Here is a 24382-nt window from a genome sequence, read left to right as displayed (position 1 = left end):
TGACTGTGGCGCGCGTCATGCGCGCCGCGCAACGGTCGATATGGTCTCTAAATACCTCAGGCGCCTGACGCCCACGCGCGAACACGCTCCCGGTTCAGCGCGAACCATTGCAGCGCCAGCAGGACGAAGCCGTTCTCGATGCCTGGATCGGGGCGCGTGAGGCTGGCGAGGGCGTTCTCGACCGGCACCAGCAGCGGGCGCGTGTGCTCGGTCTCACCGGCCTCACCGGCCTCGGCAGGAGCCTGCGATGAATCGACGAGGGCGAGAAAGACATGCGCGTATTCGTCGGAAACGCCGGGGCTCGGCAGAAAATTGAACATCGGCAGGAGTTTACGCGGGGCCACGCCGATTTCCTCGCGACATTCGCGCGCCGCCGCCTCGATCGGCACTTCCCCCGGCTCCAGCAGCCCCGCCGCCAGCTCGACGATCTCCCCCCGCCCGGTGGCGAGGTGGGCGGCTACGCGGAACTGACGGATGAGGACAAAGAGTGCAGCGTCGGGGTCATAGGCGAGTGTCGCAACCACAGGGCCGACGCGTATAATGTCGCGTTGCTGGCGCAGGGGCGCGCCGCCGCGACCCGAGGTTGTAATGTGATGGCGCTCATAGGGGCGGAAGCCGTCGCCGATGCGGATCGGCGTCTCGCTCACGACCTCGACGGCGCGGTCCTCGAGCGGGCCGGCCTTGGCACGTTCAGTCAAGATGCAACCTCCGGTTGCGCGGCGCCTTCTTCCGTCTCCATATTGAAGGCGGCGGCGAACAAAGCGCGGGTATAGGCGCTCTTCGGCGCGGCGAACAGCTCGGCCGCCGGGCCCTGCTCGACCACCACGCCGCCCTTCATCACCAGAAGGCGCGAGGCGAGGGCGGCGACGACGCGCAGATCGTGGCTGATGAACATGTAGGTGAGATTGCGCTTCTGCTGCAGGTCGCGCAGCAGGTCGACGATCTGCGCCTGCACGATCATGTCCAGCGCGCTGGTGGGCTCGTCCAGCACGATGAAGGACGGCTCCAGCACGATGGCGCGGGCGATGGCGACGCGCTGGCGCTGGCCGCCGGAGAATTCATGCGGGTAGCGGTGGCGCGTCTCCGGCTCCAGCCCGACATCGCGCAGCGCGGCGACGACGCGGGCGTCGCGCTCCTCGGCGCTGAGCCGCGGCTGATGCACGCGCAGCCCCTCGCCGATGATGTCGGTGATCGACATGCGCGGGCTGAGCGAGCCGAACGGATCCTGGAAGACCACCTGCATAGCGTTGCGGTGGGCCCGCATCTCCTTGATTCCAAGAGCATTTATGTTCTGGCCCATGAACACGATCGGCCCCTGCGAGGAGATCAGCCGCAGAAGCGCGAGGCCGAGCGTGGTCTTGCCCGAACCGCTCTCGCCGACCACGCCCAGCGTCTCGCCCCGGCGGATGGCGAGCGATACGCCGTCCACCGCCTTGATGTGACCGACCGCGCGCCGCATGATTCCGGCCTTGATCGGGAACCACACTTTGAGATTGTCCGCTTCCAGCACCACTGGCGCCTCGGGGTGGGGCGGGGAGGGATTGCCGCGGGGCTGGGCGGCCAGAAGCGCCTTCGTGTAGGGATGTTGCGGCGCCTCGAAGATCGTCGCGACATCGCCGGCCTCGACGATACGCCCATGATTCATCACGCAAATCCGGTCCGCAACCTTGCGCACGATGCCGAGGTCGTGGGTGATGAACAGCATGGCCATGCCGAGCCGGCGCTGGAGATCCTTCAACAGTGCGAGGATCTGCGCCTGCACGGTCACGTCGAGCGCGGTGGTCGGCTCATCGGCGATCAGCAATTGCGGCTCATTGGCGAGCGCCATGGCGATCATCACCCGCTGGCGCTGTCCGCCGGAAAGCTGGTGCGGGTAGGCGCCGAGCCGGGTTTCGGGGTCGGCGATGCCGACCTCGGTGAGCAGCTCAATCACCCGCGCGCGGGCTGACGGGCCACGCATCCCCTTGTGCAGGAAAAGGATTTCGCCGATCTGCTGCTCCACTGTGTGCAGCGGATTGAGCGAGGTCATCGGCTCCTGGAACACCATGGTGACGTCGTTGCCGCGCACGCGGCGGATCTCGTGCTCCTCCATGGCGAGGAGGTCGGCGCCGTTGAAGATCACCCGGCCGGAGGGGTGCGAGGCGGCCGGGTATTGCAGCAGCTTGAGGATGGAGAGCGCGGTGACGGATTTGCCGGAGCCGGATTCACCAACCAGCGCGAGGGTCTCGCCCCGGTTCAGCGTGAACGACACATGATCGACCGCCAGCGTCGTCCGCCCGCCCTGCGCGAAGGCGACGGAGAGGTCGTCGACCGTGAGAAGTGCTTGATCCTGCAAGGGCTTGCTCACTGGAAAGTCTTCCTCGGGTCGAAGGCGTCGCGGACCGCTTCGCCGATGAAGATCAGCAGGCTGAGCATCAGGGCGACGGTGAAGAAGCCGGTGAGGCCAAGCCAGGGGGCCTGCACATTCGACTTGCCCTGCGCCAGCAATTCACCCAGCGAGGGCGAGCCGGGGGGCAGGCCGAAGCCCAAAAAGTCCAATGCTGTCAAGGTCATAACCGAGGACGAGACGATGAAGGGCAGCATGGTGAGCGTCGCCACCATGGCGTTGGGGAGCAAATGCCGCCACATGATGGTGCCGCTGGAGACCCCGAGCGCGCGGGCGGCCTGCACATACTCAAAGTTGCGGGCGCGCAGGAATTCGGCGCGCACCAGCCCGACCAGCGACACCCAGGAAAACAGCAGCATGATACCGAGCAGCACCCAGAAGCCGGGCGCCAGGATGGAGGACACGATCAGCAGCAGATAGAGCGCCGGGATCGATGTCCATATCTCGATAAACCGTTGAAAAATAAGGTCTGTCCAGCCGCCGAAATAGCCCTGCACGGCGCCGGCGGCGACACCGATGGCCGACGATATGATCGTCAGGATCAGGCCGAAAAGCACTGAAAGTCTAAAGCCATAGATCAGGCGGGCGAGCACGTCGCGGCCTTGGTCGTCGGTGCCGAGCCAGTTCCATTCAAGCGCGCCGCAGCCATTGCCGCCGAGCTTTTCCGCCACTGGCTGGCACTGCGCATCGGTCAGCATCCAGGTTGGCGGGGAGGGGGCGGGGGTCGGCAGATCGAGGTTATGTGTCTGGTAGCTATAGCGAATCGGCGGCCACAGCATCCAGCCATGCTTCTCCGCGATCAGGTTCTGCAGGAACGGGTCGCGGTAATCCGCCTCGGTCTCGAAATCGCCGCCGAAGGTGGTCTCGGGATAGGCCTTGAAGGCGGGAAAATAGTAGCCGCCATCGTAGCTTACGAGGAACGGCTTGTTGTTGGCGATGATCTCCGCGCCCAGACTCAGCACGAACAGCACCATGAAGATCCAGAAGCTCCACCACCCGCGCCGGTTGCGCTTGAAATTCTCCCAGCGCCGCTGGTTTATCGGCGAAAGCCGCGATTTGCGCGTGGCGTGTGAGTGCAGTGAGGTGGACGATGAAGCCGATGTGTCCAGCCCCGTGGCGGGTGTGGCCGATGTGTCCGGCGGTGGCATCGTGTTGGCGGCGTCCATGGCTCAGACGTCCCGCGTGTCGAAGTCGATGCGCGGATCGACCCAGGTGTAGGTGAGGTCGGAGATGAGGTTCACCAGCAGGCCCACCAATGAGAAGATGTAGAGATTGGCGAACACAACCGGGTAGTCGCGGTTCAGCACGCTCTCGAAGCCGAGCAGGCCGAGGCCATCCAGCGAGAAGATGGTCTCGATCAGCAGCGAGCCGGTGAAGAAGGCGGAGATGAAGGCGCCGGGGAAGCCGGCGATGATGATGAGCATCGCGTTGCGGAACACATGGCGGTAGAGCACCGCCCGTTCCGACAGGCCCTTCATGCGGGCGGTGACCACATACTGCTTCCTGATCTCGTCGAGGAAGGAGTTCTTGGTGAGCAGCGTCATGGTGGCGAAGGCGCCGAGCACCATGGAGATGATGGGCAGAGCGAGGTGCCAGAAATAATCGACGATCTTGGCGCCGAGCGAGAGCTGTTCCCAATTGTCCGAGGTCAGGCCGCGCAAGGGGAACCAGGAGAAGAAGGAGCCGCCAGCGAACAGGATGATGAGCAGGATGGCGAACAGGAAGCTCGGTATGGCGTAGCCGACCACGATCACCGCCGAGGTCCACACATCGAAGCGCGAGCCGTCGCGCACGGCTTTCGCGATGCCGAGCGGGATGGAGATGGCGTAGGTGATGAGCGTCATCCACAGGCCGAGCGAGATGGAGACGGCCATCTTCTCGCCGATGAGGTCGATCACCGAGATGTCGCGGAAATAGGAGCGGCCGAAGTCGAAGCGCAGATAGTTCCACATCATCAGGCCGAAGCGCTCATAGGCCGGCTTGTCGAAGCCGAACTGCTTCTCCAGCTCCTTGATGAAGGCGGGGTCCAGCCCCTGCGCGCCCCTATATTTCGAGGAGACAGGATCGCCGGCCGGCGCGCCCTGCGACATGCCGCCGAAATCGCCGCCACCGCCGGAAATCCGCGCCGTGGCCGAGGAGCCCTGGCCGGTGATCTCGGCGATGACGCGTTCCACCGGCCCGCCGGGGGCGAACTGCACGACCGCGAAGGAGATCAGCATGATGCCGATGATGGTCGGCACCATCAGCGCGAGGCGTCTCACAATATAGGCGAGCATTCGGCGCGATGTCCTCCGCGGGGCTCCGGCAGCGCATCAAGGTGGCGGTCGTGCGCTACCGCGTCAACTTAACGTCCTGTTAGATCGATCCGTCATCCCGGCCGAAGCGAAGCGTAGAGCCGGGATCGCCGACCATATTCGGTATGCGATCCCGGATACGGCCTAAGGCCGTTCCGGGATGACGCCCACCCTTCCCTCACCCCGCCGTCCGTGCGCGGGAGGACCAGATGTCGGGGATGGCGCGGGCATAGGTCGGGCGCGGGACGTCCGGCCAGCCGAACTCGTCCCAGAAAGCGATGCGGAACTCGGCCGAGTACCAGTGCGGCACCCAGTAGCGCCCGGCGCGCAGGCGTCGGTCGAGCACCCGGCAGGCGGTGCGCAGCGCCTCGCGGGTCGGCGCGGCGATGACCTGCTCGATCAGGAGGTCGACGACCGGGTCGGAAATGCCGGACAGGTTGTTCGAGCCGGGCGTGGCGGCGGCACGCGAGCCGAAATAGTTGCGCAGCGATTCGCCGGGCACGGTGGACATGGAATAGCGCCGCACCGTGCTGTCGAAATCGAACTCGTTCAGCCGTCGCTGATATTGCGGCCCGTCCACCAGACGGAAATTGGCCTCGATGCCCAAGAGCTTGAGGTTCTTGATGAAGGGCGCGGTGTGACGCTCCAGCCCGCCCTCATCGTCGAGAAACTCGATGGTGAGCCCCTCGCCCTGCGGGTTCACCAGCCGCCCGCTTTTGATCTCCCAGCCGGCCTCGCGCAGGAGCTGGGCGCCCTTGCGCAGCAGCGCGCGGTCCTGGCCCGAACCGTCGGAGACCGGCGGCGACCAGGGCGGGGCCTTGAGCGCGGCGATGTCGGCGGGGGTGAGCCTGTCGCCAAGGCTCTCGATCAGCGCGATTTCCTCCGGCCCGGCGGGGCCTTGCGCCTCAAGGTCGGAATTCGCGAAGAAGGAGGAGGTGCGCCGATAGGCGTCGAACATCAGGTTCTTGTTGGTCCACTCGAAATCGAAGGCGTAGGACAGCGCCTCGCGCACGCGCGGATCGGAAAATTTCGGGCGGCGGGTGTTGAGGAACCAGCCCTGCGCGCCCGAGGGCGTGGCGTCCGGCAGGATCGCGCGTTTCACCTTGCCTTCGGTGAAGGCGGGGAAGGTGTAGCCGGTCGCCCAGGAGCGGGCGGTGAATTCCTGGCGGAACAGGTAGGCCTTGGCCTTGAACGCCTCGAAGCCGACCTCGCGGTCGCGGAAATACTCGAAGCGGATGGTGTCGAAATTGTCGGTGCCGACATTCACCGGCAGGCCGGCGCCCCAATAATCCGTCACGCGCTCGAAGGCGATGGTGCGGCCGGGCTCGACGCGGCCGACCTTGTAGGGGCCGGAGCCGAGCGGGGGCTCGAGGGTGCTCTCCTCGAAGCTCTTCACGCTGTAATAGGCCTTGGAGAAGATCGGCAGCGTGGCGACGAAGAGCGGCACGTCGCGGGCGCGGGCGGGGGTGAAGCGCACCGCCACGAGATCGGGCGCCTCGGCCTGCGCCCCCTCCATCTCGCGCAGCACCTGCGTGATGACGGGATGGCCCTTGGCCTTCAGGAGGTTCAGCGAGAAGGCGACATCCTCGGCGGTCAGCGCCGTGCCGTCATGAAAGCGCGCCTGCGGGCGCAGGCGGAAGCGGTAGAGCGTGCCATCGGCGGAGATGGCGACGCTTTTCGCCACCAGCCCATAGACCGCGTCGGGCTCGTCATTGGCGCGGGCCATCAGCGAATCGAAGGTCAGCTCCATGCCCTGCGCGCCATCGCCCCGGAGGATATAGGCGTTGAGCGAGTTGAAGGTCTGGAAGGACTGGTTGTACGCCGCCGTCGGGCCGATCTGCGAGAAGGTGCCACCCTTGGGCGCCTTCGGGTCGACATAGGCGAAATGGGCGAAATCGGCGGGGTATTTCAGGTCGCCAAAGGCGGAGAGCCCGTGGCGCTCCGCGTCGGGCGCCACGCCGGTGGCCGGGGCCTCGGGGGACGTCTGCGCGAAGGTGCGCCGGGGCAGGGCAATCGCCGCGCCCGCGCCGGCGGCGAGCGTCAGGACAGAGCGGCGGGAGAGGGCGCCCGGCGCCTCACCTCTCCCCGTGGGGGAGAGGTCGGCGGCGCAGCCGCCGGGTGAGGGGATGGCACCCCCGGCCGTGCGCAGTGGCCCCTCACCCCAACCCTCTCCCCCACGGGGAGAGGGGGCGGCGTGCGGGGTGGACGCCTCCGGCCGGGATGACGGCACATCACGCCCCCATGCGCCGCTCACCGGGCGCCCCCGGTCTTGGCGGCTTTCTCCGCGTCCCACCACCAGATGTCGGGGAAGGAGAAGGAATATTCCGGCAGCTTGTCGGGATGGCCGAAGCGGTTCCAGCGGGCGGTGCGGATGTTCGGATAGTTCCAGCTCGGCACCACATATTCATGCGCCAGCAGCACGCGGTCGAGGGCGCGGGTGGCGGCGACGAGTTCGGCGCGGTCCTTGGCGTAGATCACCTTCTCGATCAGCGCGTCGATGCCGGGATCCTTGATGCCGGCATAATTGCTCGAGCCTTCCTGATCGGCGGCGGCTGAGCCCCAGAAATCGCGCTGCTCATTGCCGGGCGAAAGCGACTGGCCCCAGCCGGTGATGATCATGTCGAAGTCGCGGGCGCGCAGGCGGTTGATATATTGCGAGGTGTCGACCTGCCGGACATTCACCGTCATGCCGAGCCGCTCCAGCGAGGGCTTGTAATAGAGCGCGACGCGCTCGAAGGCCGGGTTGGCGATGAGGATTTCCAGCGTGAAGGGCTCGCCCTTGGCGTTGACCAGCTTGCCGCCCTTCACCTCATAGCCGGCCTGGCGCAGCAGGTTCGCCGCCTCGCGCAGATTGCCGCGGCGCAGGCCCTCGCTCCAGCCTTCCGGGTTGGTGTAGGGCGTGGTGAAGACGCTGGCCGGGATCTTGTCCTTCACGCTTTCCAGTATCGCCAATTCCTGGCCCTGCGGCAGGCCGGAGGAGGCGAGTTCGGTATTCTGGAAATAGGAGGAGGTGCGCTTGTACTGGCCGAAGAACAGCGTGCGGTTCATGCCGTCGAAGTCGAGCGCCAGGTTCAGCGCCCGGCGCACCCGCTGGTCCTGAAACTTCTCGCGGCGGAGGTTCGGAATGAAGGCCTGCATCGAGCCGGAGGCGCGGTTGGGGAATTCCTCCAGCACCACGCGGCCCTCCTTCACCGCCGGGAAGTCATAGGCGGTCGCCCAGTCCTTGGCCGAGGTCTCGACGCGGAAATCGTACTGGTCGCCCTTGAACGCCTCGAGCTCCACCGTGCCGTCGCGGAAATACTCGTAGCGCTGCTCGGCGAAGTTGTTGGTGCCGATGTTCACCGGCAGATCCTTGCCCCAGTAATCCGCCACACGCTCGAACGAGATGGAGCGGCCGGGCGTCACCTGCTTGACCTTGTAGGGGCCGGAGCCGAGCGGGATTTCCAGCGTGCCCTGGCTGATGTCGCGCGGCTTGCCGGAGGCGTCAGTGGCGGTCCACCAGTGCTTGGGCAGCACGCGGATCTGGCCGACGATCTGCGGCAGCTCGCGATTGCCGGTCTGGTCGAAGGTGAAGGTCACCTCGCGCTCGCCGGTGACGGCGGCGCCCTTCACATGGCTGTAGTAATAGCCCATGCGCGGGTTGTTCTTGGTCATCTGCTCGAAGGACCAGACGACGTCCTCGGCGGTCACCGGCTGGCCGTCATGCCATTTGGCCTCCGGGCGCAGGCGGTAGGTGACGGAGGAGAAGTCGGCCGGGTAGCTCACCGCCTCGGCGAGCAGGCCATATTCGGTCGCCACCTCGTCGGAGGCGGGGGTCATCAGCGTGTCATAGATGAGCTGGAGGCCGGAGGCCGGCGTGCCGCGCGGGATGAGATCGTTCAGCGAATCGAAGGTGCCGTCGACCGAGAGGCGCAGCAGTCCGCCCTTGGGCGCATCCGGGTTCACATAGTCGAAATGGGCGAAGCCGGGCTTGTATTTCGGCTCGCCGAGCAAGGAGAGGCCGTGCCTCCATTCCTTCGCCGGCGCCGCGGCCGGGCTAGCCTCCTGCGCGCCGGCGGGGCCGGTCACTGCGAGGCCGAGAAGCGCGGCGCCTCCGCACAGGGCCGCCAGCATGTGCCGGCGCGAGGCCATCAGCCGGACGGGGGCGGGGGAACAGGCGGAACGGCTCGTCATGCACACATCCTTCTCAGGCCACGCTTCTTGGACGCCGCGTCTCACATCACGCGTCGTGCGGCGCGGTGCCGGGTGCGCGCGACTGCGCCGCATCCCCGGCGCGCCGCGCCGTGTCGCGGGGATTATGGACCGTTACGTCATGAAAAGAATAAGGCCGGGGCGCAAAGCGCCGCCGGCCTGACGGAATCGTGAAAAAATCGAAGCAACGGGCGGCATCGGCCGCCCGGCTTCATCGGCCCGATCAGGGCGCGGGGGCAGCGGCCGGAGCAGCGGCGGGCGCCGCGCCAGCGGCCGGCAGCGGCTGCGGGCTGTGCGAGAGCGTGTTGAGATAGACCAGCAGGTCGGCGCGGTCGCTGTCCTTGGCGATGCCGGCGAAGCCCATGGCGGTGCCGGGAATGTCGGCCTTCGGGTTCTTGATGAAGGCGTCGAGATCCTCGAAGGTCCAGGCGCCGCCATGCGCCTTCATCGCGGCGGAATAGGCGAAGCCTTCCGCGCTGGCGACCGGGCGGCCGACAATGCCGTAGAGATCCGGGCCAACCTTGGCGCCGGCGCCCTCGACGAAGTTGTGGCAGGCGGCGCACTTCTTGGCCTGGGCGGCGCCCTTCTCGGCGCTCGCGGCGGCCAGCAGCTCCGGCAGCGGCACGGACGGCGTGGCCGCGGCCTGCGCCTCGCCCGAGGCGGCTTCCTGGACAGCGATCTCGTAGCCCGGCTTCTCCGGCGCGTGGCTGGAGAACAATATGTCGGAGAACACGTTCAGCCCCAGCGTGAAGGTCAGCACGCCGAGCACGGCTCCCGCAATCTTGTTCAGCTCGAAGCTGTCCATCGAAACATTCGCTCCCTAAACCCGGCGCGGCCCCTTCCCGAAGGTTCCCCGCGCCCCGCGCGCAGTTTAGCAGCCGTCTGAAACAGCCGCCAATGCCGCGGCGGAACTAATCATTTTGACGGTTGCCGTGCAACCCGTATAAGCGCGCCGCGGTTGCTACGTTTCGCCACGAGGGGCGGGATCGGGGGCCGCTTCTGCGTTGCGAAGGCCCGCTTATGTCCGCCAGGGACGCCCTTATACTCATTCCAGCCCGCATGGCCTCGACAAGGCTGCCCGGCAAGCCGCTCGCCGATGTCGGCGGCCGCCCGATGATCGTCGAAGTGGCGCGGCGTTCCGCCGCGGCAGGTATCGGCCGTGTTGTGGTCGCCACCGACGATGCGGCGGTGTTCGCGGCTGTGGATGCCGCCGGATTCGAGGTGGTGATGACCCGGCCCGACCATGCGTCGGGCTCGGACCGAATCTTCGAGGCACTCACCGCCATCGACCCCGAGGGCCGGGCCGGGCGCATCGTCAACGTGCAGGGCGACCTGCCGACCATCGACCCGGCGCTGATCCGCGCGGCGGTGGACCTGCTCGACGACGACGCCGTCGATATCGGCACGCTGACCGCCGAGATTACCGATCCACATGAGCGCACCAACCCGAATGTGGTGAAGGTGGTCGGCAGCGCGCTGACCCCTGACCGGCTCCGCGCGCTCTATTTCACCCGCGCCACCGCCCCTCATGGCGAGGGCCCGCTGTTCCACCATATCGGCCTCTACGCCTATCGCCGCGCCGCGCTGGAGCGCTTCGTCAGCCTGCCGCCCTCGCCGCTGGAGAGCCGCGAGAAGCTGGAGCAGCTGCGCGCCCTGGAGGCCGGCATGCGCATCGATGTCGCCATCGTCGACACGGTGCCGCTCGGCGTCGATACGCCGGAGGATCTCGTCAAGGCGCGCGAGCTGATCGCGCGCGAGGACGCCAATCAGGGACGTGCATCATGAGCCTGCGCCGCACCGTCGTGTTCCAGGGGGAGCCCGGCGCCAATTCGCACATCGCCTGCCGCGAGGTTTTCCCCGACCATGAGGCGGTGCCCTGCGCCACCTTCGAGGACGCCTTCGCCGCGCTGCAGAATGGCGAGGCCGATCTCGGCATGATCCCGATCGAGAATTCGGTCGCCGGGCGCGTGGCCGACATCCACCATCTGATGCCGACCTCGGGCCTCACCATCATCGGCGAGTTCTTCCTGCCGCTGTCGCACCAGCTCATGGCGATTCCCGGCGCCTCGCTGGCGACGGTGAAGACGGTGGAGAGCCATGTGATGGCGCTCGGCCAGTGCCGCAACATCATCCGCAAGCTCGGGCTGAAGGCGATCGTCGGCGCCGACACGGCGGGTTCCGCGCGTCTCGTCGCCGAGGCGGGCGACCCGACCCAGGCCGCCATCGCCTCGCGCCTCGCGGCGGAAATCTACGGGCTCGACATCATCGCCGAGAATATCGAGGACGAGGCGCACAACACCACGCGCTTCATCATCCTCGCCAAGGACGGCGAATGGGCCCCGGCCAATAACGGGCCGACGGTGACCACCTTCGTGTTCCGCGTGCGCAACGTGCCGGCGGCGCTCTACAAGGCGATGGGCGGCTTCGCCACCAATGGCGTGAACATGACCAAGCTGGAATCCTACCAGATGGACGGCAAGTTCTTCGCCACGCAGTTCTATGCCGATGTGGTCGGCCACCCGGACGACGCCTCGGTGAAGCTGGCTCTGGAAGAACTCGCCTTCTTCTCCAAGGAACTGCGCATCCTCGGCGTCTACCCCGCCCACCCCTACCGCATCGCCCTCAGCGCGGCCGAGTAGGGGTGCGCTGTCATCCCGGACGGGCCGACAGGCCGATCCGGGATCGCGTGCCGACGTGGCGGCGGTCGCCCCAGCAGAATGGCAGCCGATCCCGGCTCTACGCTGCGCTTCGGCCGGGATGACGACTTGTTGCGCTGTCATCCCGGACGGCCGACAGGCCGATCCGGGATCGCGTGCAAACGTGGCGGCGGTCGTCCCTCAGGTGAATGGCAGACGATCCCGGCGCTCCGCTGCGCGTCGGCCGGGATGACGTCTTGAATCATCGGCAAGGGCAGGCAGGTGAGCGTCGCGGATGTCCGCCTCACGCCGCCGCGCCTCACTCCGCCGCGGCTTCGCCGGTGATGCTGGCTTCGGCGTCTTCGATCGCCTTCAGCGCGTCGGGGTGCGGCATGGAGATGATGTTGTAGCCGGAATCGACGAAGTGCACCTCGCCGGTCACGCCGCTCGACAGGTCGGAGAGCAGGTACAGCGCGGCGCCGCCGACCTCGTCGATGGTGACGGTGCGGCGCAGCGGGGCGTGGCGCTTCTGGTAGTTGAACATGAGGCGCGCATCGGCGATGCCGGCGCCCGCGAGGGTGCGGATCGGGCCGGCGGAGATGGCGTTCACGCGGATGCCCTGCGGGCCGTAATCGGCGGCGAGGTAGCGCACGCTGGCCTCAAGCGCGGCCTTGGCGACGCCCATCACATTGTAGTTCGGCATCACCCGCGTCGAGCCGCCATAGGTCAGCGTGATCAGCGAGCCGCCATTCGGCATGATCGCCGCCGCGCGCTTGGCGAGCTCGGTGAAGGAGAAGCAGGAGATCACCATGGTGCGGGTGAAATTGGCCCGCGTGGTGTCGGCGTAGCGGCCCTTCAGCTCGTTCTTGTCGGAGAAGCCGATGGCGTGGACGAGGAAGTCGATGCCGCCCCACTTCTCCTGCAGCGCGGCGAAGGTGGCGTCGACCGAGGCGAGATCCTCGACATCGCAGGCCAGCACCGTGTCCGAGCCGAGGCTCTGGGCCAGCGGCTTGACGCGGCGCCCGAGCGCCTCGCCCTGATAGGTGAAGGCGAGTTCCGCCCCCTGCGCCGCCAGCGAGCGGGCGATGCCCCACGCGATGGAGTGGTCGTTCGCGACACCCATGATCAGGCCGCGTTTGCCCTGCATCAGGCTCATTCTGGTTCGTCCTTCCACCGCCGCGAGGGTCTGGTCACGCATCCGGGTGCTGGAGAACCAGCACGGCATTGGTGCCGCCGAAGCCGAAGCCGTTCGACAGCACCCGGCCGAGCCGCGCATGGTCGACGCGCTCGCGCACGATCGGCATGTCGGCGAAGTCGGGGTCGATCTCGTCGATATGGGCGCTCGCCGAGATGAAGCCGTTCTGCATCATCAGGATCGAGTAGATCGCCTCATGCACGCCGGTCGCGCCCTGCGAGTGGCCGGTGAGCGACTTGGTGGCCGAGATGGGCGGGCACTTGTCGCCGAACACGGCGCGGATCGCCTCGATCTCCTTGAGATCGCCGATCGGCGTCGAGGTGGCGTGCGGGTTGATGTAGTCGATGCCGCCCTTCACATTCTGCAGCGCGAGGCGCATGGCGCGGGCCGCGCCCTCGCCGGAGGGGGCGACCATGTCGGCGCCGTCCGAGGAGGCGCCATAGCCGACGATCTCGGCATAGATGCGCGCGCCGCGGGCCTTGGCGTGCTCCAGCTCTTCCAGAACCAGCACGCCGGCGCCGCCGGAGATGACAAAGCCGTCGCGGTTCTTGTCATAGGGGCGGGAGGCGACCGAGGGGCGGTCATTATAGTCGGACGACATGGCGCCCATGGCGTCGAACAGGCAGGAAAGGGTCCAGTCGAGATCCTCGCAGCCGCCAGCGAACATGATGTCCTGCTTGCCGTACTGGATCTGCTCGGCGGCGTTGCCGATGCAGATATTGGTGGTCGCGCAGGCCGCCGAGATGGAATAGCTCGCGCCCTTGATCTTGAACCAGGTCGACAGCGTCGCCGAGGCGGTGGAGCCCATCGCCTTCGGCACCGCGAAGGGGCCGACGCGCTTCGGGTTGGAATTCTTGCGGGTGATGTCGGCCGCTTCCACGATGGTGCGGGTGGAGGAACCGCCCGAGCCCATGACGAGGCCGGTGCGCTCGTTGGAAATCTCGTTCTCTTCCAGGCCCGCGTCGCGGATCGCCTGTTCCATGGCGACATGGTTCCAGGCGGTGCCGCCGCCGTGGAAGCGCATGGCGCGGCGGTCGACGATCTCGCTGGCGTCGAGCTGCGGGGCGCCCTGCACCTGCGAGCGGAAGCCCAGCTCGGCATATTTCTCGGCGCGGGTGATGCCGCTCTTGCCCTCGCGCAGCGAGGCCAGCACTTCCTGGGTGGAATTGCCGATTGACGAGACGATGCCCATTCCGGTGACGACGACGCGGCGCATAGGCTTCCTTTCCTTCAGAACAGGCACGGTGAGGACGCACAAGGTGGCGCCGGGACGGCGCCACGGCAGGCGAGATGGCGCCGCGCGGGGCGGCATACAAGAGGCGCCCCCTCAAGAGGCGCCTCGCGCGGGGCGCGTCAGGTCTGGAACAGGCCGACCTTGAGATCGCCGGCGCGGTAGATCACCTCGCCATCGGCCTCCAGCCAGCCATCGGCAATGCCGAGCACGAGCTTGGAGCGCATGACGCGCTTGAAGTCGATGCCGTACACCACCTTCTTGACGCTGGGCAGAACCTGCCCGGAGAACTTGATCTCGCCCGCGCCCAGCGCCCGGCCGCGACCCGGCGCGCCGAGCCAGCCGAGATGGAAGCCGACGAGCTGCCAGAGCGCGTCAAGGCCGAGGCAGCCCGGCATCACCGGATCGCCGATGAAGTGGCAGCCGAAGAACCACAGGTCCGGGTTGATATCGAGCTCGGCGCGCACATGGCCCTTGCCGTTCGGACCGCCATCCTCGGAAATCTCGGTGATGCGGTTGAACATCAGCATGGGCGGGGCCGGGAGCTGGGCATTGCCCGGCCCGAAAAGCTCGCCACGCCCGCATGCGAGCAGTTCCTCATAGGTGAAACTCGTCTGCCGCCCGGTCATCGTCCCCGTCATACCTGTTGTTTCTTCTACCCTTGAACGGCCGGGGTCACCCGCCCTGCCGCCGACACCAATGGCGGCCCGCGCGTCGGCACGGGCCGAATTCCCGGGGCTTCCTAACACAGGGGGGAGCGCGCTCAAAGCCGGGTAATCCGTGCCGGTGGACGTAAAATGTCACGGCTGTGACACGGCTCGCGCGTGGTTGCGGCCGATGGGGGGCGGGCGCAGATTGGAACGATTACGATCATGTCGCGCGAACTTGCCCCGGCGCGAGGGGTGCAGATATAATACCAGGGACAAAAGCCGGGTCCGACGTCTGTTTTCGGGCGCGCTCCGTGCTTAAATGGAAATGCGGTCCTGTCGGTTCCCTCTTCCGGGAGAACGGGCAGGGCTTGACTACGATGGTTGGATGACGAGATGAGCGAATTCCTTCGCCCCCACCCGATCGCGGTTTCCCGCATGGTGCTCGATGACGAGGAGCCCGTGCTCCCGGTCGCGAAACTGCGTGACGGCGCCGGCACCGGCCGTACCGGCTGCCCGTTCCATGACGTGCGCCACATGCTGCGCGATGTCGGCCTGCGCCCGACCCGCCAGCGCCTCGCGCTCGGCTGGCTGCTCTTCGCCAAGGGCGACCGCCACGTCTCGGCGGAAATCCTGCACGAGGAGGCGATCAAGGCCCGCTTCCCGGTGTCGCTGGCCACCGTCTACAACACGCTGCACCAGTTCACCGAGGTGGGCCTGCTGCGCGAGCTGGCGATCGACGGCTCCAAGACCTATTTCGACACCAACCCGTCCGAACACCACCACTTCTTCATGGAAGGCGAGAATCACCTTCTCGATATTCCCAGCGCGGCGGTCGAGGTCGAGCGTATCCCTGAGCCGCCGGAAGGCTATGAGGTCGCGCGCGTCGACGTGGTGGTCCGCCTGCGCCCCAAGCGCCGGGGCTGAGCGCAAGGCGCTCGCCTACTTATAGGTTTCCTGAAAGGCCGGTCGCGTGACCGGCCTTTTTCGTTGCGGGGCAGGCCTTCCTTGTGGGGCGCGCCATCAGTGCCGCTCGGCGCGGGTGGGGCGCAGGCCCGCCGCCAGTTCCGCCAGGGCGCGCCCGCAGGCCGGCTCGCCCGCGCGGGCGATCAGCACGATGGGGCTGGGTGGCAAGGGCGGGAGCTTCAGTCGCGTGCCGAGATCGACGCTGCCGGGCGGCGCCAGATGGGCGGCCATCGGCGCCACCGCGATGCCGGCGGCGACGGCGGCCGCGACCGAGGAGACGCTGCCGCCGACAAAGGCCTCGCGCCAGCCGAGGCCGGCGGCGTCGAGCGTGCGGGTCGCCACCGCCCGCACGCCGCAGGGCGCGGCGAGCAGGGCGAGCGGCAAGCTGTTGCCGGTCGGCTCGAAATCCGGCGCGGCGAACCAGCCATAGGGATCGCGGCGCAGCGTCTCGCCGTCGCGCCGGTCGCCCTCGCGCCGGACGATGACCGCGTCGAACTCGCCGGCGTCATAGGCGTCGAGCAGGCTGCGGGAAAAGCCGAGCCGCACCTCCAGGCGCAGCTCCGGCACGGCGATCGCCACCCGTCGCAGCAGGGGCGCGAGGGAATCACCCACCGCATGATCGCTGAAGCCGAGGCGCAGCAGCGGCAGGTTCGGCCGGTCCCACAGCCACAAATCGCGCTCCAGGGCGAGAAGCTGGACCGCGCGGCCGAGAAAGGCCGCGCCATCGGGCGTCAGGCGCACAAGACGCGGCGTGCGCTCCAGCAGGGTGCGCCCGAGACGCTGCTCCAGCTTGCGCACCTTGAGGCTGACGCCGGCCTGCGTGGTGCCAAGCGCTTCGGCCGCGCGGGTGAAGCTGGACAGGTCGGCCACACGGACAAAGGCGAGAACCCAGTCCAGATCGAGGGGATGATCATTCATTGCATTTCGTTATCATAGATACGTTCAATGACAACGTTATCATATTGAACGCGTGGCGGTAGGACTCTCCCGGTCCGCAACCGGAGTGTGTCGCATGCCCATGATCCAGATCAGTTTCGCCGCCGCCGGCCGGCCCGGCCTCGAATCGCAGATCGCCGCTCTGGCGGCGGAGCTCGCCGCCGACCATCTCGGCAAGGATCCCGCGCTCACCGCCGTGAGCGTAGTTGCCGTTCCGCCGGCGCACTGGTTCGCGGGCGGGCAAAGCCTCGCCGCGCAGGGCGTTGCCGGCTTCTGGCTCGACATAAGGGTGACCGAGGGCACCAACACCAAGGACGAGAAGGCGGCCTTCATCGCCGCGACCTTCGCCGCCATGGCCGCGCTGATCGGCCCGCTGCACCCGGAAAGTTATGTGCATGTGGTGGAGGCGCGGGCGGACGCCTATGGCTATGCCGGCCTCACCCAGGAGCGGCGCTACATCGCCGCGCGGCCGGCGCCGTGAGGGCCGCGCGTATCGTCAGTCGATCTTTTCGCCGGGATAGACGCCCCAGAGGCGTTCCTGCTCGACATAGCCGTCGAAGCCACTGTCGAAGAAGCGGCACCATTTGCCGTTGCAGTGATCGACCTTGCCGAGCACGCCCGGCTCCAGCCGCGCCTTGATCGCCGAATCGGTCGAGGGCTGCTCGCGCAGCGCGGTCGGCTCGCCCTTCGACCACGGGCTGACCAGCGCGGTGCGCCGGGCCGAGAGCATGGAATGGTAGACCCAGCCTTCCGCGCCATCGGCATCGCGGATGCGCCGCCAGGTCTCGAATTCGGCGGTGATTTCCACCGGCAGGCCGGCGCGGGTGAACACCCAGGCCACCGCATGGTCGCGCGTCGGGCCGGAGCGCACATTCACCTTGTCGGCCTTGAGGCTGACGAATCGCGGCACGGGAAGCCCGCTCACCCGGCCGACCGGTCCGCTCTGCGCGGCCTCCGGTGGCGTGGTGGCCTGAGGCGCCTGAGCCTGCGCGGGCGGGGTGGCGAGGAGATGGGCGAGAGCGATGGCGCCGCCAAGGCCGAGCACCAGCGCCGCGCCGGCGCGCCGCCGCGTGCTCCCGCCGGTGCCCCCGCTGGCCCGCATGCGTTGCCGATCCAGAGGCTTCGCCCCAGTCCGAAGCCAGTCCATCACCATCGTTCCGTTACCCATTCGTCTGCACGTCGTGCCGCTGTCGCCGCGCCGCCGCACCGCCTGCACCGCAATTGCGGACATTTTTGTGTTTCACGGACCCGTCTGCTAAGGATCGCACCGTCCCGTCGGTGGCATTTTGGGGCTCTCAGCGTTAACGGGAGCTTGATTGTCGCGGGGTGTTCCTACGGGGAGTCGAGATGGGCCGCAAAAAGCCGCTGGTCGTCGTCACGCGCAAGCTGCCGGACAAGATCGAAACCCGGATGCGCGAGCTGTTCGACGCGCGGCTGAATGTCGAGGATGCGCCGATGACGCAGGCGCAGCTCGCCGAGGCGGTCGCCACCGCTGACGTGCTGGTGCCCGCCATCTGCGACCGGATCGACACGAAAGTGATCGAGGCCGCCGGGCCCAACCTCAAGCTGATCGCCAATTTCGGCAATGGCGTCGACCATATCGACGTCACCGCCGCGACGGAACGCGGCATCACCATCACCAACACGCCGGGCGTGCTGACCGAAGACACGGCCGACATGACCATGGCGCTCATCCTCGCCGTGCCGCGCCGGCTCACCGAGGGCGCCGCGCTGATCACCAGCGATGACGGCGCCTGGCCCGGCTGGTCGCCGACCTGGATGCTCGGCCATCGCATCTGGGGCAAGCGGCTCGGCATCATCGGCATGGGCCGCATCGGCCAGGCGGTCGCCCGCCGCGCCCGCGCCTTCGGCCTGCAGATCCACTATCACAACCGTCGCCCGCTCCCCGCGCAGATCGAGGAGGAGCTGGAGGCGACCTATTGGGACAGCCTCGACCAGATGCTGGCGCGCATGGACATCTTGTCCGTGAACTGCCCGCACACGCCCGGCACCTTCCATCTGCTCTCGGCCCGCCGGCTGAAGCTGATCCGCCCGGACGCCTATATCGTCAACACCGCGCGCGGCGAGGTGATCGACGAGAGCGCGCTGATCCGCATGATCGAGCAGGGCGAAATCGCCGGCGCCGGCCTCGACGTGTTCGAGCGCGAGCCGGCCGTGAGCCCGCGCCTGCTGCGCCTCGCGCGTGCCGGCAAGGTGGTGCTGCTGCCGCATATGGGCTCGGCCACGGTGGAGGCGCGCGTCGACACCGGCGAGAAGGTGATCGTCAACATCCGCGCCTTCATGGACGGCCACCGCCCGCCCGACCGCGTGCTGCCGGCGATGCTGTGAGGGGCTGACGCCTATTCCCCGACCCGTCATCCCGGACGGCCAACCGCCGATCCGGGATCGCGTGACGGTTGTCCCTGCGCACCATGGGCCAACGATCCCGGCTCTCGCTGCGCTCGGCCGGGATGACGACAAGGGGTCGGCTGCACCTCTCCGCCGCCCGTCAGCGCAGATGCGCCGACAGATCGCGAATCGTCGGCGCCTCGCCCGTCAGCGGGTTGTCCGGGTCCCAGCCATAGCTCAGCGTCTCGAAGCGCATGGTGAGCGTGTCGATCATGAGCAGGCGCCCGACCAGCCCCTCGCCGAAGCCGGTGACGGCGCGGATCGCCTCCAGCGCCACCAGCGAGCCGGCGATGCCGGCGACCGCGCCGAGAATGCCGGCCTCGGCGCAGCTCGGCACCGTGCCGGCCGGCGGGGGCTCGGGGAAGAGGCAGCGATAGGTCGGGTTGGGCGTGCCGTCGGGCGTCTTTTCATGCGGGCGCAGCGTCGTCACCGTCGCGTCGAAGCGCCCGAGCGCGGCGGTCACCAGCGGCTTGCCGGCGAGCGCGCAGGCGTCCGACACCAGATAGCGCGTGGCGAAATTATCCGACCCGTCGATCACCACGTCGACGCCGCCGATCAGATCCAGCGCATTGTCGGCGGTGAGGCGCGCCCTCACGCCCTCCACCGTCACATGCGGGTTGAGGGCGGCAATGGTCTCCGCCGCGCTGTCGGTCTTGGCCCGCCCGATGGCGGCGGTGGTGTGGATCACCTGCCGCTGCAGATTCGACAGCGACACCTCGTCATCATCGACCAGCACCAGCCGCCCGACGCCGGCAGCGGCGAGATAAAGCAGCGCCGGCGCCCCGAGCCCGCCTGCGCCGACCACGAGGATCGACGCCTTCTTCAGCTTCTGCTGGCCCGGCCCGCCAATTTCCGCCAGCACGAGATGGCGCGCATAGCGCTCGACCTCCTCCGGCGCGAAGAGCGAGGGGCGGGTAGGGGCTGTGGTGGCGGAAACGGCCGGCGTGTCGGTGCTCATGGCGCCTATATAGCAAGCCCGCCGCCCCGCGCCACGGTGGGGGAGGGCCACCGCGCCCGGCCTCATCCTGCGCCGGGGCCCGGTCTGCGGCCTGTGCGCCAGCCGGGAGGCCCGCGCTTGGGGGTACGACGTTGCGTCGGCATGGCGCGCAGGCGCGTGGCGTTCGCCGCCGCCCGGCACGGGGTCGTCTCGCGGGCTCCGCATCCGGTCGCCCCAGCGGCGACCAGCCCATGCCTTCAGCGGTGCGGCTCCGCCGGCATCGCGTCGTACCGGCAGAATTTCCGGGACGGCACCCGTCCCCCCGCGCGGAGCGGTTGCCCACCCCGCGCGCATCGACTATGAAAGCGCGTGATCCGCGGGCCCGCCCGCCGGGCACCCGTAGCTCAGCTGGATAGAGCGTTGCCCTCCGAAGGCAAAGGTCGCACGTTCGAATCGTGCCGGGTGCGCCACTTCGGTACAAAACGGCGAACGCCGTTCGCCGCCGCTCCTGCGCTTGATGCGGCAGCCAACGTGCGCAGAAGGTCCGGTTTGTTTCCCATCAGCAGAATCTCCGACTTGCTCACCACCTCGACGCGTTGAGCGGGCGCGCGAAGATGGTCGCGGTGATACTCGCCGGTCTCGGTGCGTAGCTTGTCGCGGGCTATCTCGGAAAAGCGCGTCAGGCTCTCGACGGTGACCTTCTGGCCAGTCCTCTCCACAGCCGCTTGCGCGCGCTCGGCGTCGGCATGGGCCTGGTCGCGAATCGCGGTCAGTTCTTCAATGCGGTCTTTCAATGAGAGATAGGCCATGTCGATGAGGCCGTTTTCGATCGCCTCATAAAGGCGCTTCAGCTTGGCCTCGGACTCCATCGCCCGCTTGTTGAGCTCGGTGATGTGGCTGCGCCGCCGCTCGACCCATTCCTCGCGCCGGTCGAGAAACTGTTCCAGCAGGATGGAAAGCCGTTCGGGGTCGCGGACGCGCCGTCAAGTTCGCGAGCTGTCAGAGCTCGGAAATGATCGGCTTGTGGTTCGGTCGCTGCGCAGGCCGTCCTGCCTCGCGGCTCTGCAATCAAAATTTTCGTAAGAATGAAATTTTTCTGATATTTTCATTTTTATGGATGCCGATTGGATCGGCATTCGCGACATTCTGAAGATCTGGGGGCTGCGCTGTGGGCGAACCGGTGAACTTCTTCTGGAACGGACGTCCCCTGGCGGGACAGCCCGGCGAGAGCCTCGCGGCGGCACTGTGGCGGGCTGGCATCCGCACGACGGCGAGCACGCGCAAGCGCCATCGACCGCTCGGCCCCTCGGGGAGCTTCATCGCCGGCTGCCTGGCTGGCGTGGATGGGCGTCCGAACACCCGCCTCGATCAAACGTTTCTGGGCGAGCCGCTGAGGGTGACGGAGCAGAACACCTGGCCCGGACCTCGTTTTGATCTCCTGCGCGCAGCCCGCCTGTTGCCGGCGCGCCTGGTCTATGGCGGCTTCGAGCATGGCGCTTTCGCGCCGCGCCATCCGCGCCTGTTTGAACTTTGGGAACGGCTTCTCGCCTTCCTGGCCGGTGTCGGCGACGCCACGCATGTGGGAGAGGGGGCCATGCCTCAAGGGCGGCGTATCGCGGTCGACGTCCTCGTCGTCGGCGGGGGCGTTGCCGGGCGTAGCGCCGCGAACGCGGCCGCGGCCGAAGGGCGGTCGGTTGCCCTGGTCTCGCGCTCGCTCGAACCCGGCAGTTTCGCCCGCGCGAGTGGAGCGGAACTACCGGCGCTCGATCCGCGCGTCCAAATCTTCGGCCGAACGGAGGTGTTCGGCATCTATCGAAAGGGCGGACTTGTCGCGGCGGCGCCGTTCGATCCGCAGCAGGGCGCGCTCGTCTTCACTCCGGGTCGCACCGTGCTGGCTCTTGGTCGGCGCTCTATTCCCCCGCTGGTCAGGGGCAATCACCTGCCCGGCGTGATCGACGCGCATTTCGCCCTGTCGCTGGCGGTCGATGCCGGTGTCGCACTCGGGCGGCGCGTGGTCGTGGTGGGCACAGGAGCCGAGACGGCGATTGCCGCGCGCCTGAACGACGCCGGAGCCAATGTCGTTGCCGTGGCGTCCGTCGGAAAGCTGCAGAGCATTCTCGGCCGCAACACAGTGACGGGTGCGGTTCTCGACCGTCGCATCGCCTGTGACTGCCTGGTGCATGCCGGGCCCTGGCGCGCCGATCCTGGTCTCGGTTTTCAGGCGATGGCCGAGGGACTCGGCCAATTGGGCACCTCCAGCGACAGCGGATCTTCGGTGTCCGTGATCGGGGATGCTGCCGGGGCGGCGGACCCGATTATTCTGCCGGAGAGGCTCGACGCGCATGCCTATGTCTGCCCCTGCATGGATGTGACGGTTGGCGAAGTGCTGCATCGCATTCGCGAGGGTGAGACGGATCTCGAGGTGCTGAAGCGGCTCACCTCCTGTGGCATGGGCCCGTGCCAGGGTTTTCCCTGCTGGGAGATGCTCGCCGCCGTCGTCGCCAAGGCGGCGCCGCAGGCGGCCCAGGCGGTGCCACGACCCAGCCACCGCGCGCCGCGTCGTGCCATCACCGTGGCGCAGGCCGCCGGCCTGCATGGACTGGTGGAGCCCGACCGATGAGCACCTCTTCCCTCGGTCTTCCCTCCAAGGCGTCCGTCGTCATCATAGGCGGAGGCATCCAGGGCCTGGCCTGCGCGTTCAATCTCGCGGAGCTCGGCGTCTCCGGTGTTGTGGTGCTCGATGCCGGCTACTGGCAGGGCGGCGCGTCCGGCCGCAACGGCACGCTGATCCGCGGTGGCTTTGGCACGCCGGAATGGACCGGCCTGTTCCAGTACTCCAACCAGGCGTGGCAGACCCTCTCGCGCACCCTCGGCCACAACGCCATGTTCACCCGGCGGGGCTACATGATGGTAGCGGAGACCGACCGCACGGCCGACATGCTCCAATCCATCACCGGCATTCACCGCCAATATGGCGTTCGTAATGAGATGGTCCGTGGCGCGCGCATTACCGAGGTGCTGCCGGCAATCGACGGGCGACAGGTGAAGTGCGCGCTGATGCTGCCGGACGGAGGCGTCGCCCCTCATCATGCCGCGATGAAGGCGCTGCGTCACGCCTGCGAGGACCGTGGCATCATGGTGCGCTACCGCACGCCGGTCACGGGCATCGAGCGCACCGGGGGGCGGGTCGCCGCCGTCAGGGTGGGCGATCATCGCATTGAGGCGGACAGCGTGATGGTGGCCGCTGGCGGCCACAATCCGGAGGTGGCCGCTCTGGCGGGAGTGACGCTTCCCGGTTTCGGCATGCGCATCGAGGCCATGGCACTCGAGCCGGTGCGCCCGCTCATCCGGCAAGCCATCGCGCTGATCGACAGCCTCTGCTACATGCATCAGACCGGTCGCGGCGAGGTGGTTGGTGGCACGGAGGTGCCCGAGCGCCCGCGGATGAGCCTCAGCACCGATCTTCCCGTGCTGGCGCAAACGGCCGCTGTCTATGCGCGCCTGTTTCCCCGGCTGCGCACGCTGCGCGTGCTGCGGCATTGGGCCGGGCTGATCCACGCCACGCCCGACTATGCTCCCTTGATCGGCGAGCATCCAGATCTCAAGGATCTGTGGTTTAGCGCCGGCTGGTCCTATGGCTGGGCCGGTGGTCCGGGAACCGGAGTACTTCTCGCGCGGGCGATTGCCAGGGGAGACATTGACAGCCGGATCGCTCCTTTTGCCATCGACCGGTTCGCTCGTGGCAAGCCGTTGAAAGACCCCGCAATCGTGCTCTGATCACTGGCGCTTCGCTGTTCTTTCCCTTCTGCCGAGGAAGCCTATGACCCAGGAAACAGCCGAACCGATCTCGCCGTCCGCGCGGAACGAGCGCGAAATCGACACGGTGCAGCGCGAGGTCGGACGCCGGATCAAGGCGTTGCGGCTGTCCAGCGGCCTCACGCTGACCCAACTTTCGGAGAAGACGGGCCTGTCGATCGGTACACTGTCGCAGATTGAGCGGGGACTGACATCGCCGACCGTGCGAACCCTGTTCGGGCTGGGTACGGCGCTCGGCGTATCACCTGCATGGCTTCTCGATCCCGCGGCCTCGGGCGGCGGCGACGATCCGTTCGTGACCCGCTCCGGCCGGGGCCAGCTGCTGATCAATAATCGTGGCCTCGAGAAGATCATCATCACCCCTCCCGCCGCCTCGCGGCTGAAGGCCTTTCTCGTCAATCTCGACCCCGGCGCGAGTTCGGGAGACGAGCCTTATTCCCATCATGGGCAGGAGGTCGGTTATGTGGTTTCCGGCTCGATGGAGCTGGAAATCGGCGACAAGAGCTACGTGCTGAACGCGGGTGACTGCTTTGCCTTCGACAGCGACATCGCCCATCGGTTCTCGAATAGCGGCAGCAAGGTGGCCTCTATTCTATGGGTGAACGCGCCCCCTTCTTCCTAGTTTCTTCGCGGTCAGTGCCGATTGCCGCTGTGATAGCGACTTCTCCCGCACGGCTTCGAGCATAGAAGTAAGCGTGCCTAGCTTCAGGCGTCGGGTTTGACCTAAGACGGCCTGTG

22 protein-coding genes and 1 tRNA gene are annotated in these 24382 nt (G+C 67.5%); 10 read left to right on the top strand and 13 right to left on the bottom strand.

Going from position 1 to position 24382, the window contains the following annotated elements:
- Nucleotides 1-56 precede the first annotated feature (56 nt).
- The 3 genes from AncyloWKF20_RS11080 to AncyloWKF20_RS11070 are packed head-to-tail and all read right to left on the bottom strand — an operon-like array spanning nucleotide 57 to nucleotide 3465.
- On the bottom strand, nucleotides 57-698 hold the full coding sequence (locus AncyloWKF20_RS11080) for an NUDIX hydrolase (RefSeq protein ID WP_279314125.1): 642 nt from the start codon (nucleotides 696-698) through the stop codon (nucleotides 57-59).
- Complete coding sequence (locus AncyloWKF20_RS11075; RefSeq protein ID WP_279314124.1) at nucleotides 695-2347, bottom strand: ABC transporter ATP-binding protein; 1653 nt, start codon at nucleotides 2345-2347, stop codon at nucleotides 695-697. Before AncyloWKF20_RS11075 ends, AncyloWKF20_RS11080 begins: the two co-directional genes overlap by 4 nt.
- Nucleotides 2344-3465: an ABC transporter permease gene (locus AncyloWKF20_RS11070; RefSeq protein WP_279317946.1), complete on the bottom strand. Its 1122-nt coding sequence runs from the start codon at nucleotides 3463-3465 to the stop codon at nucleotides 2344-2346. The genes AncyloWKF20_RS11075 and AncyloWKF20_RS11070 overlap by 4 nt, the downstream gene beginning before the upstream one ends.
- On the opposite strand from AncyloWKF20_RS11070, the gene AncyloWKF20_RS11065 reads away from it, so the two are divergent.
- Nucleotides 3359-3604: a hypothetical protein gene (locus AncyloWKF20_RS11065; protein ID WP_279318050.1), complete on the top strand. Its 246-nt coding sequence runs from the start codon at nucleotides 3359-3361 to the stop codon at nucleotides 3602-3604. The genes AncyloWKF20_RS11070 and AncyloWKF20_RS11065 overlap by 107 nt on opposite strands.
- Here the strand turns inward: AncyloWKF20_RS11065 and AncyloWKF20_RS11060 are convergent.
- From AncyloWKF20_RS11060 to AncyloWKF20_RS11045, 4 genes are all read right to left on the bottom strand, one after another.
- A complete protein-coding gene (locus AncyloWKF20_RS11060; protein WP_279314123.1) occupies nucleotides 3556-4662 on the bottom strand; it encodes a microcin C ABC transporter permease YejB in 1107 nt (368 codons plus the stop codon). The genes AncyloWKF20_RS11065 and AncyloWKF20_RS11060 overlap by 49 nt on opposite strands.
- Nucleotides 4663-4858: 196 nt before the next feature.
- Nucleotides 4859-6724 carry an extracellular solute-binding protein gene (locus AncyloWKF20_RS11055; RefSeq protein ID WP_279317945.1) on the bottom strand — a complete coding sequence of 622 codons (1866 nt, stop codon included), beginning with the start codon at nucleotides 6722-6724 and terminating at the stop codon, nucleotides 4859-4861.
- Nucleotides 6725-6930: 206 nt separating this feature from the next.
- Nucleotides 6931-8793 (bottom strand): extracellular solute-binding protein, encoded by a 1863-nt coding sequence (locus AncyloWKF20_RS11050; protein WP_279317944.1) that lies wholly within the window; start codon nucleotides 8791-8793, stop codon nucleotides 6931-6933.
- A 301-nt stretch (nucleotides 8794-9094) separates the two neighbouring features.
- Complete coding sequence (locus AncyloWKF20_RS11045) at nucleotides 9095-9676, bottom strand: c-type cytochrome (RefSeq protein WP_279314122.1); 582 nt, start codon at nucleotides 9674-9676, stop codon at nucleotides 9095-9097.
- 215 nt (nucleotides 9677-9891) lie between these two features.
- On the opposite strand from AncyloWKF20_RS11045, the gene AncyloWKF20_RS11040 reads away from it, so the two are divergent.
- Both AncyloWKF20_RS11040 and AncyloWKF20_RS11035 read left to right on the top strand, forming a co-directional pair.
- Nucleotides 9892-10656 (top strand): 3-deoxy-manno-octulosonate cytidylyltransferase, encoded by a 765-nt coding sequence (locus tag AncyloWKF20_RS11040; protein WP_279314121.1) that lies wholly within the window; start codon nucleotides 9892-9894, stop codon nucleotides 10654-10656.
- Entirely contained in the window at nucleotides 10653-11510 is an 858-nt protein-coding gene (locus tag AncyloWKF20_RS11035) for a prephenate dehydratase (RefSeq protein WP_279314120.1), read from the top strand. The genes AncyloWKF20_RS11040 and AncyloWKF20_RS11035 overlap by 4 nt, the downstream gene beginning before the upstream one ends.
- Before the next feature lie 316 nt (nucleotides 11511-11826).
- Here the strand turns inward: AncyloWKF20_RS11035 and fabI are convergent, their stop codons facing one another.
- From fabI to fabA, 3 genes are all read right to left on the bottom strand, one after another.
- Entirely contained in the window at nucleotides 11827-12663 is an 837-nt protein-coding gene (fabI, locus tag AncyloWKF20_RS11030; RefSeq protein ID WP_279314119.1) for an enoyl-ACP reductase FabI, read from the bottom strand.
- A gap of 34 nt (nucleotides 12664-12697) precedes the next feature.
- Nucleotides 12698-13918, bottom strand: a complete 1221-nt coding sequence (gene fabB / locus AncyloWKF20_RS11025; protein ID WP_279314118.1) for a beta-ketoacyl-ACP synthase I — start codon at nucleotides 13916-13918, stop codon at nucleotides 12698-12700.
- 137 nt (nucleotides 13919-14055) lie between these two features.
- The gene (gene fabA / locus AncyloWKF20_RS11020; RefSeq protein ID WP_267585666.1) at nucleotides 14056-14562 is read right to left on the bottom strand and encodes a 3-hydroxyacyl-[acyl-carrier-protein] dehydratase FabA; all 507 of its coding nucleotides are present in this window, start codon (nucleotides 14560-14562) and stop codon (nucleotides 14056-14058) included.
- Nucleotides 14563-14976: 414 nt separating this feature from the next.
- Here fabA and irrA point away from each other — a divergent pair, with 414 nt between their 5' ends.
- A complete protein-coding gene (gene irrA, locus AncyloWKF20_RS11015; RefSeq protein WP_279314117.1) occupies nucleotides 14977-15507 on the top strand; it encodes an iron response transcriptional regulator IrrA in 531 nt (176 codons plus the stop codon).
- 96 nt (nucleotides 15508-15603) lie between these two features.
- On the opposite strand, the gene AncyloWKF20_RS11010 is transcribed toward irrA, so the two are convergent.
- Complete coding sequence (locus AncyloWKF20_RS11010) at nucleotides 15604-16464, bottom strand: LysR family transcriptional regulator (protein ID WP_279314116.1); 861 nt, start codon at nucleotides 16462-16464, stop codon at nucleotides 15604-15606.
- Between the two features lie 94 nt (nucleotides 16465-16558).
- On the opposite strand from AncyloWKF20_RS11010, the gene AncyloWKF20_RS11005 reads away from it, so the two are divergent.
- Nucleotides 16559-16963 (top strand): tautomerase family protein, encoded by a 405-nt coding sequence (locus AncyloWKF20_RS11005; RefSeq protein WP_279314115.1) that lies wholly within the window; start codon nucleotides 16559-16561, stop codon nucleotides 16961-16963.
- A gap of 15 nt (nucleotides 16964-16978) precedes the next feature.
- On the opposite strand, the gene AncyloWKF20_RS11000 is transcribed toward AncyloWKF20_RS11005, so the two are convergent.
- Nucleotides 16979-17584, bottom strand: coding sequence for an SH3 domain-containing protein (locus tag AncyloWKF20_RS11000; RefSeq protein WP_279314114.1), 606 nt, complete (start codon nucleotides 17582-17584; stop codon nucleotides 16979-16981).
- A 245-nt stretch (nucleotides 17585-17829) separates the two neighbouring features.
- Between AncyloWKF20_RS11000 and AncyloWKF20_RS10995 the strand changes: the two genes are divergently transcribed.
- Nucleotides 17830-18831, top strand: coding sequence for a D-glycerate dehydrogenase (locus AncyloWKF20_RS10995; RefSeq protein WP_279314113.1), 1002 nt, complete (start codon nucleotides 17830-17832; stop codon nucleotides 18829-18831).
- 160 nt (nucleotides 18832-18991) lie between these two features.
- Here AncyloWKF20_RS10995 and moeB read toward each other — a convergent pair whose 3' ends face one another.
- Complete coding sequence (gene moeB / locus AncyloWKF20_RS10990) at nucleotides 18992-19849, bottom strand: molybdopterin-synthase adenylyltransferase MoeB (RefSeq protein ID WP_279314112.1); 858 nt, start codon at nucleotides 19847-19849, stop codon at nucleotides 18992-18994.
- 372 nt (nucleotides 19850-20221) lie between these two features.
- On the opposite strand from moeB, the gene AncyloWKF20_RS10985 reads away from it, so the two are divergent.
- The 4 genes from AncyloWKF20_RS10985 (at nucleotide 20222) to AncyloWKF20_RS10970 (ending at nucleotide 24266) form a co-directional block, all read left to right on the top strand.
- Nucleotides 20222-20298: transfer RNA gene (locus tag AncyloWKF20_RS10985), tRNA-Arg, on the top strand.
- 710 nt (nucleotides 20299-21008) lie between these two features.
- Nucleotides 21009-22448, top strand: a complete 1440-nt coding sequence (locus AncyloWKF20_RS10980; RefSeq protein WP_279314111.1) for a 2Fe-2S iron-sulfur cluster-binding protein — start codon at nucleotides 21009-21011, stop codon at nucleotides 22446-22448.
- Nucleotides 22445-23605 (top strand): FAD-binding oxidoreductase, encoded by a 1161-nt coding sequence (locus AncyloWKF20_RS10975; protein ID WP_279314110.1) that lies wholly within the window; start codon nucleotides 22445-22447, stop codon nucleotides 23603-23605. Before AncyloWKF20_RS10980 ends, AncyloWKF20_RS10975 begins: the two co-directional genes overlap by 4 nt.
- 43 nt (nucleotides 23606-23648) lie before the next feature.
- Complete coding sequence (locus AncyloWKF20_RS10970; protein WP_279314109.1) at nucleotides 23649-24266, top strand: cupin domain-containing protein; 618 nt, start codon at nucleotides 23649-23651, stop codon at nucleotides 24264-24266.
- The last annotated feature ends 116 nt before the right edge of the window (nucleotides 24267-24382 follow it).

Source organism: Ancylobacter sp. WKF20 (assembly GCF_029760895.1).
In the GTDB taxonomy this organism is placed as follows: domain Bacteria; phylum Pseudomonadota; class Alphaproteobacteria; order Rhizobiales; family Xanthobacteraceae; genus Ancylobacter.
Note: the sequence above shows the minus strand (reverse complement) of the source record. Positions and strands in the feature narration are given on the sequence as shown.

Coding starts and splice junctions, on each gene's coding strand:
- AncyloWKF20_RS11065 (WP_279318050.1), top strand. CDS start 3,359: ATGAAGATCCAGAAGCTCCACCACCCGCGCCGGTTGCGCTTGAAATTC.
- AncyloWKF20_RS10975 (WP_279314110.1), top strand. CDS start 22,445: ATGAGCACCTCTTCCCTCGGTCTTCCCTCCAAGGCGTCCGTCGTCATC.
- AncyloWKF20_RS11035 (WP_279314120.1), top strand. CDS start 10,653: ATGAGCCTGCGCCGCACCGTCGTGTTCCAGGGGGAGCCCGGCGCCAAT.
- AncyloWKF20_RS11000 (WP_279314114.1), bottom strand. CDS start 17,584: ATGCGGGCCAGCGGGGGCACCGGCGGGAGCACGCGGCGGCGCGCCGGC.
- moeB (WP_279314112.1), bottom strand. CDS start 19,849: ATGAGCACCGACACGCCGGCCGTTTCCGCCACCACAGCCCCTACCCGC.
- fabA (WP_267585666.1), bottom strand. CDS start 14,562: ATGACCGGGCGGCAGACGAGTTTCACCTATGAGGAACTGCTCGCATGC.
- fabI (WP_279314119.1), bottom strand. CDS start 12,663: ATGAGCCTGATGCAGGGCAAACGCGGCCTGATCATGGGTGTCGCGAAC.
- fabB (WP_279314118.1), bottom strand. CDS start 13,918: ATGCGCCGCGTCGTCGTCACCGGAATGGGCATCGTCTCGTCAATCGGC.
- AncyloWKF20_RS11045 (WP_279314122.1), bottom strand. CDS start 9,676: ATGGACAGCTTCGAGCTGAACAAGATTGCGGGAGCCGTGCTCGGCGTG.
- AncyloWKF20_RS11040 (WP_279314121.1), top strand. CDS start 9,892: ATGTCCGCCAGGGACGCCCTTATACTCATTCCAGCCCGCATGGCCTCG.
- AncyloWKF20_RS10970 (WP_279314109.1), top strand. CDS start 23,649: ATGACCCAGGAAACAGCCGAACCGATCTCGCCGTCCGCGCGGAACGAG.
- AncyloWKF20_RS11005 (WP_279314115.1), top strand. CDS start 16,559: ATGCCCATGATCCAGATCAGTTTCGCCGCCGCCGGCCGGCCCGGCCTC.
- AncyloWKF20_RS11050 (WP_279317944.1), bottom strand. CDS start 8,793: ATGCTGGCGGCCCTGTGCGGAGGCGCCGCGCTTCTCGGCCTCGCAGTG.
- AncyloWKF20_RS10995 (WP_279314113.1), top strand. CDS start 17,830: ATGGGCCGCAAAAAGCCGCTGGTCGTCGTCACGCGCAAGCTGCCGGAC.
- AncyloWKF20_RS11010 (WP_279314116.1), bottom strand. CDS start 16,464: ATGAATGATCATCCCCTCGATCTGGACTGGGTTCTCGCCTTTGTCCGT.
- irrA (WP_279314117.1), top strand. CDS start 14,977: ATGAGCGAATTCCTTCGCCCCCACCCGATCGCGGTTTCCCGCATGGTG.
- AncyloWKF20_RS11060 (WP_279314123.1), bottom strand. CDS start 4,662: ATGCTCGCCTATATTGTGAGACGCCTCGCGCTGATGGTGCCGACCATC.